The sequence below is a fragment of the Sphingomonas sp. GW821-FHT04B01 genome (genome assembly GCF_059420425.1).
This window is the reverse complement of record NZ_JBWKTR010000011.1, coordinates 56472-74222: the sequence shown is the minus strand read 5'-3', so window position 1 is coordinate 74222 and position 17751 is coordinate 56472. Positions and strand designations below refer to the sequence as shown.

Below are 17751 nucleotides of genomic sequence, written 5' to 3'. Positions count from 1 at the left end.
CTATCTCCGCTCGCCTCAAGGCGATTGAATCAGACCACCGACACTACTGCAAGCCAGCCTTTTTCAACACAATCGGGAGGAAGCGGCCTGTCCGCTTTTGGGACGGAAACGGAAAGGTTCGCTTTCGGAAAGAACAGACCAATTTCCGCCATTAGACACACGGCTCGATAACCTGTTTGGCTGCATCAAGGGCGAATGAGGGATTTCCTGCTAGCGCTCTGGCTTACATGGCAGACGATAACGTCTCCGTTTTTCCCGGACCCCACCGTGCAGGTCAAAGAGGCTCAGCAATGGCTCAATGACCATCTGCGTGTCGGCGATCGCTTTTCTCCACAGATGCTAAGGGATATGAAGTCCGCTGGGTTCAGGACAGGTCGGGTTTCATCGGAAAGACAGCGGGATATTCTTAGGTCCAGCCCTTGGCGGGATTTGCCCCTGGCCCAGCTGTACTTTTGCGTAAAGACGATATCGGCCCGGCCAGCGGTAAGCGTTACCGACGTTAGAGCCATGATCGCTCTTGATGAGCGTCAGACGATCATCCACCTTGACATCGTTGCTTTTCGCACGGGACTCTAAAAATACTTCTCTAACCGCCCTAACGAACGGCAGCTCCTGGTTGTTGTCGATCGACGTTTCAACGTCCGAGAAAGGGCGATTGTGTTGAAAAAGTCGGCCTTGCAGTAGTGTCGGTGGTCTGATTCAATCTTCGCGAGGTGAGCGGAGACGGGCCGATGATGGGCGAGCGGACGGTAGCGCAAGAAGCGCTGTTCTACAGCTTCAGTCTGGAGCGGCATGTCCCTGCGGACCACATGCTGCGTTCGATCGACCGGTTCGTGGACCTGTCGGGCATCCGCGAACATCTGAAGCCGTTCTACAGCGAGATGGGACGGCCATCGATCGACCCCGAGCTGATGATCCGCATGCTCATCATCGGCTACTGCATGGGGATCCGTTCCGAGCGCCGGTTGTGCGACGAGGTGCATCTGAACCTGGCCTATCGCTGGTTCTGCCGGCTCGGGCTGGAGGGCGACGTACCCGATCATTCTACCTTCTCGAAGAACCGCCGTGGCCGTTTCCGCGACAGCGACCTGCTGCGCCGGCTGTTCGAAACGACGGTCGAGCGATGCATGGCCGAGGGGCTGGTCGGTGGCGAAGGCTTCGCTGTCGATGCCAGCCTCATCCGGGTCGATGCCAATCGTCAGACTGGCGGCCCGGGTAGCGAGGGCCTGCCGCCCGACGCCGACACGCGTGCCGTTCGCGAGTATCTTGCCGTCCTCGACGATGCCGCATTCGGGGCGGCCACGCCGGTGGTGCCGAAGTTTCTGGCGCCGGCGGATCCGGCGTCGCGCTGGACCTGCGCGCATGGCGGGCAAGCCTATTACGCCTACTCGACTAACTACCTCATCGATCTCGACCATGCCGTCATCATGGACGTGGAGCCGAGCACTGCGATCCGGCAGGCCGAGGTAACCGCCTGCAAGCGGATGATCGAGCGCGTGCAGGACCGCTTCGGCGTCTGGCCCGAACGGCTGGCAGCAGACACCGGTTATGGCTCAGCCGAGATGCTCGCATGGCTCGTCCACGAGCGCGACATCCACCCGCACATCCCCGTGTTCGACAAGTCTGCCCGCCGCGACGGCACCTTCGCGCGGGCAAACTTCCGCTATGACCTGGGCGACGACAGCTATGTCTGCCCTGCCGGCAACCGCCTGCGTCCGCGCAACCGCAACTTCACGCAGTCCCGCGGCGATGTCGGCCAGGACGGCTTCATCCGCTATCGCGCCCGGCAGCAGGACTGCGCCGGCTGCGACCTGCGGCAACGCTGCACGCCCAACATGCCGGCCCGCAAGGTCACGCGCTCCATCCACGAAGGCGCTCGCGACCTGGCCCGCGATATTGCCACCACGGACGCGTATGTGACGTCCCGTCGCCAGCGGAAGAAGGTCGAGATGCTGTTTGCGCACCTCAAACGCATCCTGAAGCTGGATCGATTGCGCCTGCGAGGTCCCAACGGCGCAAAAGACGAGTTCCTCCTCGCCGCTACTGCCCAGAACCTCCGCAAGATGGCCAAGTTGATCCCGATGCCGTCGCAGATGGCACCCGCCTGAGGCGCCGCGCACGCCTAGTTCTGTTTCAAACCACGCGCATGCCCGCAGCCGATCCCCGCTTTTTCAACATAATCGGGCGAAACCGGACTGGCGGCTTTAAGGTGCGAGGCCGGGATAGCTGCCGCCCCTTAAGCGGTACTGCTGTGCGAGTCACCGTCACATGCAATGGCGCCGTGCATCGATTATACGCATCATGGAAGGGCCCGAGTTTCAGCCGATCCCGGCGTACTTCATAGCCATGGACTTTTGCATCGGGCACAGCCGCTGTTGGTGAATAAAGGGAGCCGATCGATAGCGCGCCAGTGTTGAGTCGGACCGAACGGTGCATTCCCCGCGGCGAACAGTCAAGGTTCACCGTTAGTAGCAATTCCTGTCTTTCCACGTTTCCTCATATCGGAACGACGCCAGCAGATCCTGCATCGTGGCCGGCGCATGCATGCGCGCCTTCTTCAGCAGCGCCGGGACTTGCTCCGAGGCCGGGTCCTGCGGCGTCACCATCACGGGCGTCAACAACGCCTCGGCGGAATCGAACCTCCCGGCCTGCAGCATCATCGTTGCGGCCGTGATGCGAATCTGGGTGGCCTGGGGGGCGAGAACGGCCGCCTTCATAAGAACGTTTACCGTATTCTCCGATACGAAACGCGGCTCGGTCGACAGGCTTTCCGCCCATGCATAAAGCGCGGGATAGTAATCGGGGTCGACGCGATACACGTGGGCGAACCAGGTGCGCGCCTCCCGGAACTGATCGCGTGCGATTGCCGGATCCGCTCGCCCCGCCATGAGATGGCGCATGCCCTTTAGATACATCAGTTCAGTATCTTCCGACGACGCGGCCAGTAACCGATCGAGTATCGGATCAGCGCGTTCAGGCGCACCGTAGAGGATTCGCGCCTTGGCGAGGATCCGTTGCGCAAAACCATCCGTTGGGTCCGTCGCCACGCTTTCGACGCGGCGCAGCAGCGCAGACTGCCGGTCGCGTTCTGGTATGCCGATCTGCATCGCAGCCCGATCCAGCAGCAACGCGTCCGCCGATTTTGGGAGCAGATATACGCTGATGTCCGGAACGGTGAAGCCGGTCGTCCTGGCGCGGATGTACCGCGACGAGGTGCGATATTGCCAGAGTTCGGCTTGCAAGGCTTTCATGGTCGTCGCGAACGCCTGCTCGAATGCGGCAATACGCTCTTTGCCATCATGCGTGGCAGTCAGAAATCGTTGAAAGGCTTGCACTCGGGCTGGCTCGGCGCAGATGTAGTGGACGAGCAGGGCGCTTTCCGCGGAATAGAGCCAACCCGTCGACAGCTCTCCGGATACGATCCTACCGATCGGCTCCCACTTAAGGTTGCTGAGTGTCTCCGCCATGCCCGGGTGGAATTTTCCGAACTCAACGGAACTCTCCGTGAACCGGGTCGTCGTGAGGTTCACGCCCAGCCCGTCGATATACCATGCGGGGATATAGGCCCCGCGACCGATTTTAAAAAGGAACTGGCGCGTAAAGCCGCCGAACAGCGAAGCGTCATGGTAGCGGGGAAAGACGTTTCTGCGCGCATCCCAGCTCATGTCGGCAGCTAGCAGTACCCCAGTGGGAGAGGCCGAGTAATAGCCCACAGGAAAAGCCCCGCGTTCGTATTGCTCTCGGCGCAGGCGATCCAGCTGGAGACGCCCCTTAACCAGATACACTGGAACGGGGTCCTCGGGCGGCGGCGACGGTGTTCGGGTGAGCGCTATGAGGAACTGGCGGAAACGTTCCAACTTGGCCGCCACCTGACGCGTTTGGCCTTCGTCGACGCCATATACGGTGAAGTTAGGACTCTCAGCGCGCACCCAATCGGACAGGCTCCTTATGCGCTCGCCGGTGACTATGATATCGTCCTGGTTGGACGACGCGATCTGCCTACCCTTGTCGAGCGGCACCGTTTGTGGCTCCGGCCGGGATGCGAATGCGACATGTGTCATGCCCGTCAGGAAGATGCCAATTGTCAGCTTGATGGCCAGCCGCATGGCGGGCACTATCCAGCAACAAGCGATCTTCGGCAACCTATGGGTCAATGGGCTGGGTTGCTCGCTTATCAATGGACGTCAGCCATCCAGTCGCTTGCATGTGGGACTTGGAGCGAACCTTTGTTTTCTGCATCGCGAACGGCCGGGTTGAGATCGTTGTGCTAGATAGATGTCCGCCCTCGAGAGTGCGATTTACTCACCGGAACGTCTGGTTGCTAGCGCAAGCGGCCATTCCTACAAATGAAGGTTCAGAGGGACAGCATCGGCGAACTCAGGCTCAAGCCGCCTCCCGATCCAGCTGTTTCCCCAAACCTGTTCGCAATTGCATTTTGCCGAAACGGCCCGTCGGAGAGGGAGAAACGGGACTGCTGCGAGAAGTTCAACGGCTGGCTCCGGGATGCCGCGCCGATCAGCTAAAACGGCAAACGATGGGTCGGTCTTGCTCGATAGTTTGAGACGACGACTCAGTTGCGGCCATTCAGCGCGGTATTGCCGCTTCCCGATGGCTGCCATTCGTTCACCTTGCAAAAGGCGTCTCTTCAAGAGCCTAATCGGATATCCGAACGTCTGACATTGGGAGGTAAGCGGAACGGCCGCTTCTAAAAAGTCGTTTTCCGATATCCCCGAAAAGCTTTCAGGTTTGCCTCTTCGTTCCTGTGCGTTGAGGGGGGGGGCGTCCGCTTACCATTGTTCGTCATCGGCGCGCCCTTGCGTAACAGTTTGATAAGACACGCGGCGCTAGAGGATCTGGTAATTTAATTGGTCGGGGGTATCGTGACGGCAAGGACATTCACCCGGCGATGGATCATTGCGCTTACAGTTCTCGCGGCGGGAGTGCTGCTACTACCGTTTTTCATATTTGCGCTAGTGTATATATCAGGCTGTCAAAGGACAGGCGGCGCGTGCGGTGCCTTGATACTGCTATTGAGCATTTTTCTGCGCCTACCCCTCGTCTTTGGCGTCGCTGTCTATGTTTCTGTGCAGGCGTGGAAAAGATCGGTTGCGATAGGGCTTGTCCCATGGGGCTTCCTCTTCGTCGTCGTGACGTTCCTTGCAGCGAGCCCCCTGATGTTCGGCTTTGGAAATTTCTGGGCGGCCAATTTTGCCACGGGGAACCGGATCTACGGCACGCCGCTGACGCTCGGCTTTCTTCTTACAGGTCTGTGCGGCTTGAGCCTACTGTCCCCGACGCGTCACAGCAGTGTGGGTAAGGTGCGAGCGACTACGCTAACGATCGGTGCTATCGCTATGGTCTTGCTGATGCCTGCTGCCATCGAGGGTTTGACGCTGCTGCCCGTTATAAATTGGGTGGCATTTCCAGTCTCACGAGCAGTGAGAACAGTTTTGCCCGCGTTCATCCACAAATCAGAACTGGCGTCCCGCCTGTTGCTCCTTGTTGCTTTTGCAGGGTCGTTGACCATGTGGATCATCAGGAGCAGGGCCACTGAGGCTCTATCCATTGAGTAGAAGCGGATAACGGCAAAGGGGTTTATCATCAGAGATGTACCTCTCCCGAAATGCCCGTCTTTGAGCGGGAGCTGCTGCCCTCCCCTTCGCCGCCATGACCCACAACACGACATTCGACGGTCGTTTCGCGCTACCCAACTTCGGACAGCCATTCAGGTTCGCCCGACACCTCGACCGGCGACGGCCGTAATGGCACAATCCTGCCAGTCGCAGTCGAATGCGGGAACGTCCGGTTACGCTGAAACAGGTCATCCGCGGAGCAGCGCAGGGTCTCTCTCCTATGACCGGGTTTGCGGACTGTCCGGAACGGCCGGATCTGATCGCGGTTCCGGCGAAGCTGCCGTGCGTTCAGGTCGATATCGTTGCAAGTTACGTCCCACTTGCAACAGCTGGAAAGTTTTGATCGAGCCTGTATGTTGAAGGACAGGAAGCGGGGGCAAACGCGTTGGATTCAGATAAGGATATCAAACTAATCGCGGCAGACGATGAGGTCGTGCCGTCGGTTGAGCTGACCAGTGATTTCCCGCTGTTTGACGGACTACTTTCTGATCGCGCGGCGCAGCTTGCTGCCTATCGCCGCCGCCGATCGGCGGTGAACGAACGGTCTGTCCACCCCGCCGACGTGGACGAGATGCTCGCCAAAGGCTGGGAGGTGTCTCGCGCCGGCAAACGGCTTACCCGCATCAAACAGATCAAGCCTCACGATCAGATGCTCGAAGACCGAGCGTGGAGCCTTCTCCACCTGATGGGCTATGGCGAGATAAACGAGACGGGCTTCACCATCAAGTTTCGCCGGACAGCGGGTTCGGTCGGCTCGAAGCAGATCGACGCCTTCGCCTGCGATGCCGAGACGGCGGTCATCATCGAATGTAAGTCGCGCACGGATCGCGGCCGCCGATCGCTCCAGAAGGATATCGGCGAAACCGTCGCGCTTCAGCAATACATACGTCAGGCTATTTATACGCACTATGGCAGCAAGCCGAAGCCAAAGCTGATTTGGCTTTACGTGACGTCCAACATAATCTGGAGCGAGCCTGATATCGAGCGGGCGCGGGACGCCGGTATCTACATCGTCACGGAGAACGAGCTAAATTATTTCGAAGCGTTCCTCAAACACATGGGGCCAGCTGGCCGCTACCAAATCTTGGGCGAGTTCCTGAAGGGGCAGAAGATCCCCGCCATGACCGGAACGAAAGTGCCCGCAATCCGCGGCACTCTTGGCGGCCAAAAGTTCTATTCGTTCGTGATCTCTGCACGCAACCTCCTTAAGATCGCGTTCGTCAACCATCAGGCGCTGAACCATCCCGACGGACGGCCCGCCTATCAACGCATGGTTTCCTCCAGCCGCGTCAAGGAAATTGGTGAGTTCATCAGCGAGAAGGGTGGCTTCTTTCCGACCAATCTGCTCATCAATTTCGTGGATTCTCCCCGGTTCGACCTAATCAACAACAAGGATAATACGGATCCCAGCACCAAGTTCGGCTGGTTGACGCTGCCATCCGTCTATCGCTCTGCGTGGATCATCGATGGCCAGCACCGGCTTTACGGATATTCAGGCCTGAGCGACAAATATCTCGATCAGAGCCTCTTCGTGCTCGCCTTCGACAAGATGGACACGTTCAAAGAAGCAGACCTCTTCATAACCATCAACCATAAGCAGAAGAGCGTTCCTAAAGGCCTGCTCGTCGCGTTGCTCGCCGACCTGCGGATGGGCGACGCCGATCCAAAAACAGCACTTTCGGCCTTGGCGTCAGCGGTCGTGCGAAGGCTAAACATCGACAAGAGTAGTCCTCTATCTCTTCGGTTCTCAATGCCCGACGTGCCGCCGACACCGAGCCAAAATCTTACGATTTCCGAGGCGGTAAACGGCATCAACCGTTCGGGTTTGCTTGGTCGGGTCGTTCATGGCGCGATCGCCCCGGCCGCCTTTTCGGGCGGCACAGACGATGAAACAATCGAGCGCGCACGTCGAATCCTAAACGGCTACTTCGAAGCGTTGCGGTTGGCCAACCCGCAGCGCTGGGAGGCAGGGCGCACCGCGTTCGTGTGTGTGAACCCAGGCATCCGTGCGCACCTCATGTTGATCCCCGAGATCATCAGCTATCTCGCGCACAAGAAAAGCATCGATTTCCTAACGCTTGCAGAAGACGATTTTATCCAGGAGCTGATCGACATTGCCAAGCCGATATTCGACTATTTTCGCGATGCCGACGACGAAGAGGTGAAAGAGAATTATTCCCGCAAATTCGGCGAGGGCGGGGTCAAAGAATATCTTTACAATCTTTGCGAGCTGATCATCGGTGCGCATTCGGACTTCGGCTCCGAAGAATTTAAGCGCTACATGGCACAGAAAGAGTCTAACGTCATCGATGAAGCGAACCGCTTCATCATGGCGTTTTCCGAGACGCTGATGGACTGCGTCATTAAAATCCTCAAATCCCGCTATGGCGAACGACGGACTGACTCCGGCGAGCCGGCCTATTGGGAACTCGGCGTGACTAACCGCCGCGTACTAGAAAATGCCTATAAGAAGCAGCTCGCGGACTCGGCCAGCCGACGCAAACCGAAGGAAGCATATCTCGATATCATCGACCTTAAAGAGATCGTCGAGGCGTCCGACAACTGGCTGTTCTTTGAGCCCACGTTCAATGTGGCGCTACCTGGCGAGAAGAAGGGCAGCAAAAAATACCACACCGCTTGGATCGCGAAATTCTCAGAAATCCGGAATATCGCGGCCCACAAAAACTCACTCCGCACATACACCGACGAGGACCTTGAGTTTGTCGATTGGCTTCGGAGCGAGGTAGCGCCCCGGGTCGAACAGGAGCTCAAAGCGCTGTGACCAGCCCCTTTCTCAAATGGGCCGGCGGCAAGCGATGGCTCGCATCATCACCCCGATTACCCATTCCGGATCAGTTTGAGCGATACATCGAGCCGTTCGTTGGCGGCGGCGCTGTTTTTTTCAAATTAAGCCCAGCCCAGTCGATACTTTCGGACATCAACCCGGAGCTGATCAACCTCTACCGCGCCATACGGGATACGCCTGAGGCGCTCGAGACGCTTATGGCGGAACATCATGTAAAGCACTCTCCTGACCATTATTATCAGGTGCGGGCCGATGTGCCCTCAGACAAGATCGCGCAGGCTGCTCGCACCCTTTATCTCAACCGCACATGCTGGAACGGCCTTTATCGGGTGAACCTGAAAGGCGAGTTCAACGTGCCCATCGGGACTAAGACGGCCGTTGTCATAGAAGGAGAGAGCTTTGCGGCACTCTCCGGCGCGTTGCAGCAGGCAGAGATATTGTGCCAAGACTTTGAGGCAACGCTCGCGCTGGCCCAAGGCGGGGATTTTGTTTTTGTTGATCCGCCCTATACCGTTAAGCACAACCTGAACGGATTCCTAAAATATAATGAAAAGATCTTTGCGTGGTCTGACCAAATTAGGTTACACGATGCCGTAGTGGCAGCGGCCAACCGAGGAGCCTCCGTCGTGATAACGAACGCCGATCATGAATCCGTGCGGGAGCTATATTCTGACTTTACGTACAGGCAACTTGCACGAACGAGCGTACTTGCCGGCGATCCTGGCAAACGGGGAAAGACATCGGAGGCCATGTTCCTGGCGAATCTCGATTAGCCTGACGTAAGCGTGTCCACGGAATTTTCCTCGTCCGCTAGCCCGTTCTGTGAGTCGACCATTGGATGAGATTTCGATGGCGTCATTGCATAACTCCGGGCCATCTTTGGAGCCGCAAGACTAACCAGGCTCAGGGTAAGCGTTGCGAGCAGACCGCCTTGTTATTGCGCGCGGCTCTTCTGGTAGGCGAGTTTGCCGGCGTGGCGGCGGATAGCGATGGCCGCGACGGCGCGGCGGGTGAAGCGTTCGTCGATGTCGTCGGCGTTGTAGGGGCCGCCATACCATTCACGTAAGCGGTCATGTTCTTCGTGGCCGGGGTCGGCCATGGCATCAAGGAACATCTCGAACCCGGGCAAGCCGCCGACATCCTCGGGCGGGCAGCGCCGGGCGCCATCGACGAAGCGCGGATATTTGACGTCGGGTTCGCCGTGGCCGACCGCCTCGAGCGTGATGGTGTGCCGCCAGTCGTCGCCCATGTCATAGGTGTAGACGAGTTCCGCCACGCCCCGGTCGATGAGCGTCGCGAGCTTCACGTTTTTGGCCGCGGTCATGCCGCTCTCCGGCCACATCGGCGCGGGGATGCCGTAGCGCCGGTCGCCGGCCTCGAAATGCCAGAGATGGCAGTCCTCCCAGCCCATTGCGGCCTGGACGATGTCATGGAGCATCTTGAGGCTGGCGGTGACCGGCACGTCGACCCGGCGCCAGATGGCGGGCTCGATGTCGTCCAGGACGATGTGCAGGCGGGCGATGGTCTCGGCGCTCATGCCGCCAGTCTGGCAGGTTCGGCGGACCAGTTCCACGGCATGAGTTCGTCCCACCGACTGGCAGGCCAGCCGCCTGCGACCTTGGCGATGACGTCGGCGATATAGGCCTGTGGGTCGACGCCGTTCGCCTTGCACGTCTGGATGACGGCGTAGAGGGCAGCGGCCCGTTCGCCGCCGGCACGAGAACCGGCGAACAGCCAGTTTCTGCGTCCGAGCGTGACAGGCCCGGCCAGCGCTTGATGCCATAGGCGATAGCCCGGGCCATGTCGGACTTGGGTGACAGACGGCGCAGGTAGCCGATCGCGTCGTATCCCGCGCTCCGGAACAGCTCGGCCAGTATCTGGGTCGGCGCATAGTCCGCGCGGTCGTCGGTCGACGTGACTGGTTCCGAAAAGGCGTTGTCGATGTCGATCCAGACCGCCTCCTCCTTTTCTGCCGCCGTCAGATCCGGGCCGCCCATAACATGCCGGAACACTGGTCCGGCGAACGAGGTCCTGCCGTGGCCCTTCGTGAGGTCGAGCGCCCGAATAGGCCTCAGCAGCCGGCACCAGGCAAGCGAGACGTCTGCGCCGATCCAGGGCCTCACCTCCGATATCGCCGTCTCGACGGTGGTGCCCACGTAGAGCGCAGGTATGCCGGTAGGGTTCGCCCGTCCCTCACGGGCGCAATCTGTGAGGGGCTTCATCCGCTTGGCACCGAATCCGACAGTCTCCTCGCCCGTCCAGTTGCCGTCCTCGTCCTTCTGGTCGAGGAAATCTACGCCGAGCTGCGCGCGGTAGAAGGTCCGCCCCTTCTTGAAGTGCACGTCCCGGTCGTGGATCGTGGCGAGCACCGTCTCCAAAAAGGCCCTTTCCTCGTCGCCCCAGACGTAGCGGCCAGTGAACCGGACGTGCCGCGCGAAGCGCGAGAAGCTGTCCCACCGCGCGAACTCCGCAGCCCTATTCTCGCGGTCCGCCATGCCCATCTCCCGATCCTCGCGTCGTGCCAGCGCCTTGTATTTGAAGTGCGCCCGCCCGCTCCTAAATTCGAGCGATGACCGCTCCGGACCCGACCTACAACCTCTCCGCCTTCGCTGATCGTCTCTTCGCCGAGAAGCGGCTCCTCCCGCTCGCGAACCAGATCCGGCGCGCACGCGACCTCCATTCGCTGTCGACCGATCTCGTGATGGCAATGGAGAGCATCGATACGCTGGAGGCGGAGCTGACCGTTCCGGCCGATCCCGACGACCACCGCAAGCTCATCACGGAGTCCGCGCTGCTCAACAACGCGCTCGTGCTCTACGTCCGTGCAACCAAGACAGAGTCGAAGGAACGAGGCGGCTTCGATCTGCGAACCCGCTTCGGCGACGAGGAGAAGATCGTCCACAAGGAGCTGAGCGATCTGCGCGACAGCGCGATCGCCCATTTCGGCTCCGGCGGAAGCTACGGCGGCGAATGGCAGGCGGAGCTAGTCATCCTCCAGTTCAGCGGGGCGGAAGCAAAGGTCGGCGTGGTGACCAGGCGGCAGACCGTGGATCGAAACCTCGTCCGGCGCGCCCGCCAGCAGATCGAGACCGCGTTGAGCCTAATGCGTGCGGTCTACTACGAGAAGTTGGCAGAGATCACCGCCTCGATCGAGGCGGAGGCCGCCGCCGACGCGAAGTTCTCGGAAGAGATCCACCGCCACCCGCTCAATCTAGACCTCTTCATGAAGTCGGCCGACGCCGCCGATGCCGCGCGTGGATCGTTCGGCTCGGGCTACGCGATGGGCAGCGTGAGCCACCGCTAGCCCCTGCGTCCGAGGCTAGCGACCTCGGCCGCGCCGTCGGCATTGGCACGCCGACCTGCTCGCCTTCGCCGAGGGCTGACCAAGTGATCGCCGCTATATGTAGGCTGTCAGCGAACTTTTCGGATGTCCGCTTCCGGGTTGCGCCAAGTCGGCGAGCTATGACCGGAATTAGGGCGCGCTGCGGCCGGACCGATCAAAGGGATAGGAATGGCGGGTTCCGGCAGGAGCGGCCACTCACGCGCCTGCCGTGGAACGGCTTAAGTTGGTCGCAAGCTACCGCATCGGCGCACAGTGGCTGCTCACCGAGGACGGAAATTCTTTCGGACGGCTACCGAGTTCGCCGCCGCGATCGAAGCGGTCGCCGCATGAGGCTCGGCCTCACAGGCACGCCGTGTAGGCGGACGGGGTCAATCTTAGCCATGCGTAAGTGGCTCCGGCCGCTCCGCTCAGCGCCAAGACCAGGACGAACCAAAGCACGCGTCTGTGCCATGTGATCCGCCCGCACAGATCATCGAAGACGGCGACGAAGTCGTCGCGGACGGCTGCATAGTCGCGCTCCAGTCGCGAATTCTGACCGTTTATCTCCTTCTCGATGGCAGTGAGCGTGTGCTGTTGGTTGCGGATCGCCAGCCATAGCAGTCCAACAAAGATCCAGGCTCCCAGCACCACGCCCGCGTTCGTCCAGAAGGCGAGGCCGCATCTCTCCGGGGTCTTAAGCTGGGATGCGACGACGATGGTGGCCACGGGGATGCCGAGCAGCTGCCCCTGTATGTCGACTAGGGTCTTATGGATCTTGCCGACGTACTCAAGGCGGGCCGTCTCGATCTCCTTGCGTATCTTGGAATAGGAGAAGCTGGAGACGAAGAGCCTGTAGCCTTTCTCTACTTCGTCGCAGAGCTCGTCGAGGTGGCTGATCAAATGGCGGAACCGTTCCGCACGACGTATGCTGCGGACCGACTGGATTACGGCGGCCGACACCAGCTCTGTTTTCTCGTCGCCGTGCAGCGGTTCGCCGAAGATGCGGCTCAGTCTGGCGGCATTTTCTACCAAGCCATCCGAGAGATCGGCAGACGAGAAGATGACGGGCACGACCGTCTTCTCGTCGTCGATGAAGACCAATTCACGCTGCAGGTCGCTGACGTAGTTGGCAGCTTCACGAAGCACCGCGGTAACGGTCAACAGCGATCTGTATCTGGCAAGCGCAACTGGAACGGCGGCGTCGCCTCGAGCAAAACGCTCGTCGATTACATAGTAGGCCGGAGGCTCGTTCCACGACGCATCGGGCGCGTTGAAGAGCGCATCGAGATTGCGAACGAGCAATCCGAGTCTGTGATTGGGCGCCCTGATCGTGATCGCGACGTGATCCCCGACCGTGACCGCTCCCGGAGCGACGAGCGCGATCTGTGTGAGATCGTAGAGCGCATCATCGGCTTCAATCGTTCGGATCGTCTCCGCCACGGCGTCGCTCGCCACGTGCAGGACGCCACCACCGGCGCCGTCGAAGACGGTATTGCGGTAGATCACGATGAGGTCGGCGAAGCCGATCTCAGCCATGACCCAGGCCTTCGGATTGCAGCTGTGAGATCAGGTCGTCAGGCAGTCCCGTCAGGGTGATGGTGTTTGCCTCCGGATCGTAGATCACCGCGCGGCTGCTCACTGCGTCGCGGTCGAACTCAACCTTCCACTGCTTGGTCCCGCCCTTAAAGCGCACGAGCGAGGCCAGCGAGCGCTTGTCCGGCACGAACCGGTCGCTCAGTGCGCGGTCGGTGTCCCCAAGATGATCGGTCAGGCGCTTGGGATCGTTCGGCAGCAGTTCGTTCGCCAGCGCCTCGAATTCGAGCTCCTCGCGCTTGTTAGACGACCGCTCGCAGATGGCCTTGGCGCGAGCGAGGAACTCGTTGCCGTCCTTCTCCGACATCTTCTCGGCAGTGACAAACTCCTTGAGCGCCGTAACCAGGTTGGACGTGTCCACCCGTGCCTCCACGACGGAGTCGCAGCCGAGGAAAAGGCGAAAGTATTCGGATACGTCGCCTTTCCCCTTGAGGAAGCTGATGTAACGCTCGGCACCCGCGGCCCAAGCAGTCAGGTTGATGCGGCCGGCGAAACGGAAGCCTTCGAGGTCGAGATGCTTCACGTCCTCCATCTCGTCCTGAGCCTTCAGGATCGCGCTCAGCTTGTCTGATACGATTGCGACGAGGAGGAAGTCCTTCTGGTCGCGGCGGAAGTGCTCGAAAAGAACGTGGCCGCCTGTCGACGCCGTGCGTGCCTGCGCCTGCTGACGGAGCGTCTCCATCATCCGCGTCGTCAACCGAAGAAAATCCTTCTTCGGATCGCCGATGTAGTCTCGGATCTGCTCCTGCGTGGGATAGCCCTCGCTGGCCGTGAACTTGCCGTAGCTCTTCGACGCCCGCCGGTTGTAGAGGTCGTTCAGTTCGTCGACCACACGCTGCGTGGTGTCACTGACCGGCAGTGTCTTCGTCGCCGCCTTGATCTGGTAGACGCCATCCTTCCGCTCGAGGTCGTGAACGGCTAATGCGACAATCTCGTTCAAGCCGATTTCCTCCGCCACGATGTCTCGCTTAGCAGAGACCATTTTGTCGGAACACACTAGCAACTTTGCGTTGCCGAGCGCAACGGCTTCAAATAACCACAAAGCAACGACGGGGGTCGATTGTCCCATCGTGACGGACGAGTGTTTTACGCCGAGCGCTGACACGCGCCGGTCGCCCGCTGGTTGGGGACGACCTACCGGACTGTACGAAACTGGACGGATGGTAGGCTCGCGCAACCGTTATGGGTCGCCTTGATGCCGTCGGGCCAAGCCTGAACAAACGGCAGCTTCCGCCCAACGGGTGCCGAAAGTGGCCATTCCGTTGTCCTGAAGAGTTTCGGGCGCCGGTAGGCGTACGAAAGTCCTGGAAGCCCGAACCCGCGGGCCTCAACCGGTGCGCTATGGGGTTTTCGGGTTCAGCCGGGCTAAGCGCCGGGGTGCCACGGTGGGCGCGCGCGATGTCGTGGATGCAGACCGTCCGGATCCAAGCGGCGAAGTAGCTTTTCACCGGTAGATGACCGGCTTTCATGGGACCCGACGGCACCTGCGGCGGAGACCGGCACATGCCCGTCCGGTTCCGCAACTGTTGGCGCTGCGGGGTAGATGGCGAGCAAGCCATGCCGGGTCATGGTATCTGTGTCCCGGATAGAGGTCCCGAGGCGGGTGGCGCGCGAGGCTGGCGCCGACGTTCGAAGGTCTCGACGACGACCATGTGCCCGCCGCAGCATGGGCATGGCGGGCGCAGATCCGGCGGTTCAATCTCGGCAACGTTTGCGGGCGCCGGTGCGACGCCGAGCAGCCGGCGGACGTGGTCGAGCGTGGTCTTGCGGGTGGCGCCGGCGAGCAGGCCGTAGTGGCGGATGCGGTGGAAGCCCTTGGGCAGGACATGAAGCAGGAAGCGGCGGATGAACTCGCCGGCGGCTAGGGTCATGACCTGCTGCCGTTCGGCACCGGCACGGCGATAGTCCTTGTAGCGGAAGGTGACGCCGGTCTGGTCGAAGCGCAGCAGCCGGCTGTTCGAGATCGCGACGCGGTGGGTGTAGCGCGAGAGGTAGGCGAGCACCGTCTCGGGTCCGGCGAACGGCGGCTTGGCGTAGACGACCCAGCGCTTCTTCCTGACCGGCGCCAAGTGCCGCAGGAAGGCGCGCCGGTCGGCGAGATGCGCAAGGCTGCCGAAGAAGGCGAGCCGCCCGGCATCGTGCAGCGCCATCAGCCGGGTCAGGAACACGCGGCGAAGCAGTTTGCCCAGCACTCGCACCGGCAGCAGAAAGGCCGGGCGTGACGACACCCAGCGGCTGCCGTCCGCCGACAACCCGCCGCCTGGGACAATCATGTGGATGTGCGGGTGGTGGGTCATCGCCGACCCCCACGTGTGAAGCACGGCCGTGATGCCGATGCGGGCACCGAGGTGCTTCGGGTCCGCAGCGATGGTCGTCATCGTCTCCGACGCCGCCTGGAAGAGCAGGCCGTAGAGAGCCGCCTTGTTCTGGAGCGCGACCTGAGCGACCTCGGCCGGCAGCGTGAACACGACGTGGAAGTAGCCGACCGGCAGCAGGTCGGCCTCGCGCTCGGCGAGCCAGGCGCGCGCGGCCGCGCCCTGGCACCGCGGGCAGTGCCGGTTGCGGCAGGAGTTGTAGGCGACCCGCCAGTGCCCACAGTCGGTGCAGGCCTCGACGTGCCCGCCCATGACCGCGGTGCGGCAGGTCTCTATCGCCGACATGACCTTGAGCTGGTCGAGGCTCAGGTGTCCGGCACGCGCCGCCCGGTATGCGGGACCGGCGGCGCGGAAGATGTCGGCGACCTCGAGCGAGGCGCGCAACGCCCGGTCAGCCGGGCGGACTCTCCTCGAGGGCGCTCGCCGTCAGCCGCTCGAGCGGGCTGGTCACGGCGCGCATCGTGCGAGTCGCGACCTTGGTGTAGAAGGCGGTCGTGTCGAGCCGGGCATGGCCGAGCAGCGCCTGGATGACGCGCACGTCGACGCCGTCCTCGAGCAGGTGCGTGGCGAAGCAGTGCCGCAGCGTGTGGGGTCCGATGCGCTTGTCCAGACCCGCGGCCCGGCCCGCCTCGACGACGACGCGGTGCAGCTGCCGGGCGCTCAGCGGCTTGAGGTAGTGCTGGCCGGGGAACAGCCAGCCGTCCGGGTGCATGACGCCCAGCTGCCGCCCGGCCTTCCACCACGCGCGCAGCAAGGTGAGCAGGCCTGCCGGCAGCATGGCGTTGCGGTACTGCCCGCCCTTGCCGCGCTCGACCCGGAGCAGCATCCGCTCGCTGTCGATGTCGCGCACCTTCAGCGCCGTCACCTCCGACGCGCGCAGGCCCGAGCCGTAGGCGACCGACAGCGCCGCCTGATGCTTGAGGCAGGTGGTGGCCGCCAGCAGCCGCGCCACCTCGTCCTGGCTCAGCACCACGGGCAGCTTGCGGGCGTGCCCCGTGCGCACCAGCCGGCGTGCCAGGTCCGGCCGGTCGAGCGCCTGCGTGAAGAAGAACCGCAACGCCGACACCATGCTGTTCATGGTCGGCACCGGCACTCCCAGGTCGCGCTGCTCGACCTGGAAGCGACGCACCTCCTCGGCCGTCGCCGTGTCGGGCGGCCTGCCCAGGAACGTGGCAAACCGGCCGACGTCGAGAATGTAGTTGCGCTGCGTCTCGCGGCCGAACCGACGCATCTGCATCTCGTCGATGAGGCGCTGGCGCAACGGGCTGACGGCGATGGGAATGAGGGTCGTCATGGCAAAACTCCTTGTTGTGGAGCCCCGATGCTCTGCCTGTGGCGCGTAGCGCTCAACCGACGCGCTACACCCGCGATGTCACCTCAACCTCGCCCCACACGACCTCCCGCGCAGCGGGTTCGTGCTACCACCAAAACGCGTCTACCGTCCGCTTGCGATTGGCTTCCTCCGCCCCCTATGCCAGCGCGATGACGGGCTCAATCATCAAGCTATTTAGCGGCGGACGACGCTTGAAGCGGTTCTGGGATACCTTGGAGGCGTCATTGCACGAAGCATGCGCTTTGGAGCTCGCATGCGATGATACGCTCACCCGGGGACCGCTATTTAAGCGCTTGCGGCGCCGTTTTACTCTGTGTCCCGTGCAACTGGCCCCCCTGCGAAGCATCACCATAGATGAAGCGCAAATCGCCTATGTGCAGAACGGGGAACACGCGAAAGGCCACCGGGCGAGCGCTCATGTGCCCTTCACAGGCAGCAAGGAGCTTTTGCAGTCGCAGCCAGAGACAGACTTTCAGTTCGCGTTTCGTGGGCGTGTCACCAAGCATGCCTTGCATCTCCAAACGATCCTTCCGGATCAGGATGGGCGGGAGTTTGCCCGTGAAGTTCGGGCCGAATTGATACGGATTGAGAAGCCACTGCGTCAGTTCCAGATCACGGTCTCGGCATATGATGATGCACTGGCTGAACGGGTTCGGGCGAAAATTCGAACATACTAAGCAATCTTATGC

12 protein-coding genes and 1 pseudogene are annotated in these 17751 nt (G+C 61.4%); 6 read left to right on the top strand and 7 right to left on the bottom strand.

The window, feature by feature from the left end:
- Nucleotides 1-731 precede the first annotated feature (731 nt).
- Nucleotides 732-2108 (top strand): transposase, encoded by a 1377-nt coding sequence (locus tag AC07UH_RS19540; protein WP_495181855.1) that lies wholly within the window; start codon nt 732-734, stop codon nt 2106-2108.
- A gap of 357 nt (nt 2109-2465) precedes the next feature.
- On the opposite strand, the gene AC07UH_RS19535 is transcribed toward AC07UH_RS19540, so the two are convergent.
- Entirely contained in the window at nt 2466-4106 is a 1641-nt protein-coding gene (locus AC07UH_RS19535; RefSeq protein WP_495181854.1) for a hypothetical protein, read from the bottom strand.
- A gap of 924 nt (nt 4107-5030) precedes the next feature.
- Between AC07UH_RS19535 and AC07UH_RS19530 the strand changes: the two genes are divergently transcribed.
- From AC07UH_RS19530 to AC07UH_RS19520, 3 genes are all read left to right on the top strand, one after another.
- Nucleotides 5031-5573, top strand: coding sequence for a hypothetical protein (locus AC07UH_RS19530; RefSeq protein WP_495181853.1), 543 nt, complete (start codon nt 5031-5033; stop codon nt 5571-5573).
- A gap of 445 nt (nt 5574-6018) precedes the next feature.
- Nucleotides 6019-8415, top strand: coding sequence for a DGQHR domain-containing protein (locus tag AC07UH_RS19525; RefSeq protein ID WP_495181852.1), 2397 nt, complete (start codon nt 6019-6021; stop codon nt 8413-8415).
- A complete protein-coding gene (locus tag AC07UH_RS19520) occupies nt 8412-9212 on the top strand; it encodes a DNA adenine methylase (protein WP_495181851.1) in 801 nt (266 codons plus the stop codon). Before AC07UH_RS19525 ends, AC07UH_RS19520 begins: the two co-directional genes overlap by 4 nt.
- 161 nt (nt 9213-9373) lie before the next feature.
- Here AC07UH_RS19520 and AC07UH_RS19515 read toward each other — a convergent pair whose 3' ends face one another.
- The gene (locus AC07UH_RS19515; RefSeq protein WP_495181850.1) at nt 9374-9976 is read right to left on the bottom strand and encodes a plasmid pRiA4b ORF-3 family protein; all 603 of its coding nucleotides are present in this window, start codon (nt 9974-9976) and stop codon (nt 9374-9376) included.
- A pseudogene (locus AC07UH_RS19510) lies at nt 9973-10661 on the bottom strand (RES family NAD+ phosphorylase). Before AC07UH_RS19510 ends, AC07UH_RS19515 begins: the two are co-directional and overlap by 4 nt.
- A 347-nt stretch (nt 10662-11008) precedes the next feature.
- Between AC07UH_RS19510 and AC07UH_RS19505 the strand changes: the two are divergent.
- On the top strand, nt 11009-11743 hold the full coding sequence (locus AC07UH_RS19505) for a hypothetical protein (RefSeq protein ID WP_495181849.1): 735 nt from the start codon (nt 11009-11011) through the stop codon (nt 11741-11743).
- 378 nt (nt 11744-12121) lie between these two features.
- Here AC07UH_RS19505 and AC07UH_RS19500 read toward each other — a convergent pair whose 3' ends face one another.
- The 4 genes from AC07UH_RS19500 to AC07UH_RS19485 form a co-directional block, all read right to left on the bottom strand.
- On the bottom strand, nt 12122-13297 hold the full coding sequence (locus AC07UH_RS19500) for a hypothetical protein (protein WP_495181848.1): 1176 nt from the start codon (nt 13295-13297) through the stop codon (nt 12122-12124).
- Nucleotides 13290-14294 carry a nucleoid-associated protein gene (locus AC07UH_RS19495; RefSeq protein ID WP_495189942.1) on the bottom strand — a complete coding sequence of 335 codons (1005 nt, stop codon included), beginning with the start codon at nt 14292-14294 and terminating at the stop codon, nt 13290-13292. Before AC07UH_RS19495 ends, AC07UH_RS19500 begins: the two co-directional genes overlap by 8 nt.
- 625 nt (nt 14295-14919) lie before the next feature.
- Nucleotides 14920-16113, bottom strand: a complete 1194-nt coding sequence (locus AC07UH_RS19490; RefSeq protein ID WP_495181846.1) for an IS91 family transposase — start codon at nt 16111-16113, stop codon at nt 14920-14922.
- A 7-nt stretch (nt 16114-16120) separates the two neighbouring features.
- On the bottom strand, nt 16121-17023 hold the full coding sequence (locus AC07UH_RS19485; protein ID WP_495181845.1) for a tyrosine-type recombinase/integrase: 903 nt from the start codon (nt 17021-17023) through the stop codon (nt 16121-16123).
- Between the two features lie 188 nt (nt 17024-17211).
- Between AC07UH_RS19485 and AC07UH_RS19480 the strand changes: the two genes are divergently transcribed.
- Nucleotides 17212-17739 (top strand): hypothetical protein, encoded by a 528-nt coding sequence (locus tag AC07UH_RS19480; RefSeq protein WP_495181844.1) that lies wholly within the window; start codon nt 17212-17214, stop codon nt 17737-17739.
- Nucleotides 17740-17751: the final 12 nt, after the last annotated feature.

What these genes read in the sequence shown, in the direction of transcription:
- AC07UH_RS19505 (WP_495181849.1), top strand. Translation starts at nt 11,009, where the DNA reads ATGACCGCTCCGGACCCGACCTACAACCTCTCCGCCTTCGCTGATCGT.
- AC07UH_RS19485 (WP_495181845.1), bottom strand. Translation starts at nt 17,023, where the DNA reads ATGACGACCCTCATTCCCATCGCCGTCAGCCCGTTGCGCCAGCGCCTC.
- AC07UH_RS19535 (WP_495181854.1), bottom strand. Translation starts at nt 4,106, where the DNA reads ATGCGGCTGGCCATCAAGCTGACAATTGGCATCTTCCTGACGGGCATG.
- AC07UH_RS19515 (WP_495181850.1), bottom strand. Translation starts at nt 9,976, where the DNA reads ATGAGCGCCGAGACCATCGCCCGCCTGCACATCGTCCTGGACGACATC.
- AC07UH_RS19500 (WP_495181848.1), bottom strand. Translation starts at nt 13,297, where the DNA reads ATGGCTGAGATCGGCTTCGCCGACCTCATCGTGATCTACCGCAATACC.
- AC07UH_RS19480 (WP_495181844.1), top strand. Translation starts at nt 17,212, where the DNA reads ATGACGGGCTCAATCATCAAGCTATTTAGCGGCGGACGACGCTTGAAG.
- AC07UH_RS19540 (WP_495181855.1), top strand. Translation starts at nt 732, where the DNA reads ATGATGGGCGAGCGGACGGTAGCGCAAGAAGCGCTGTTCTACAGCTTC.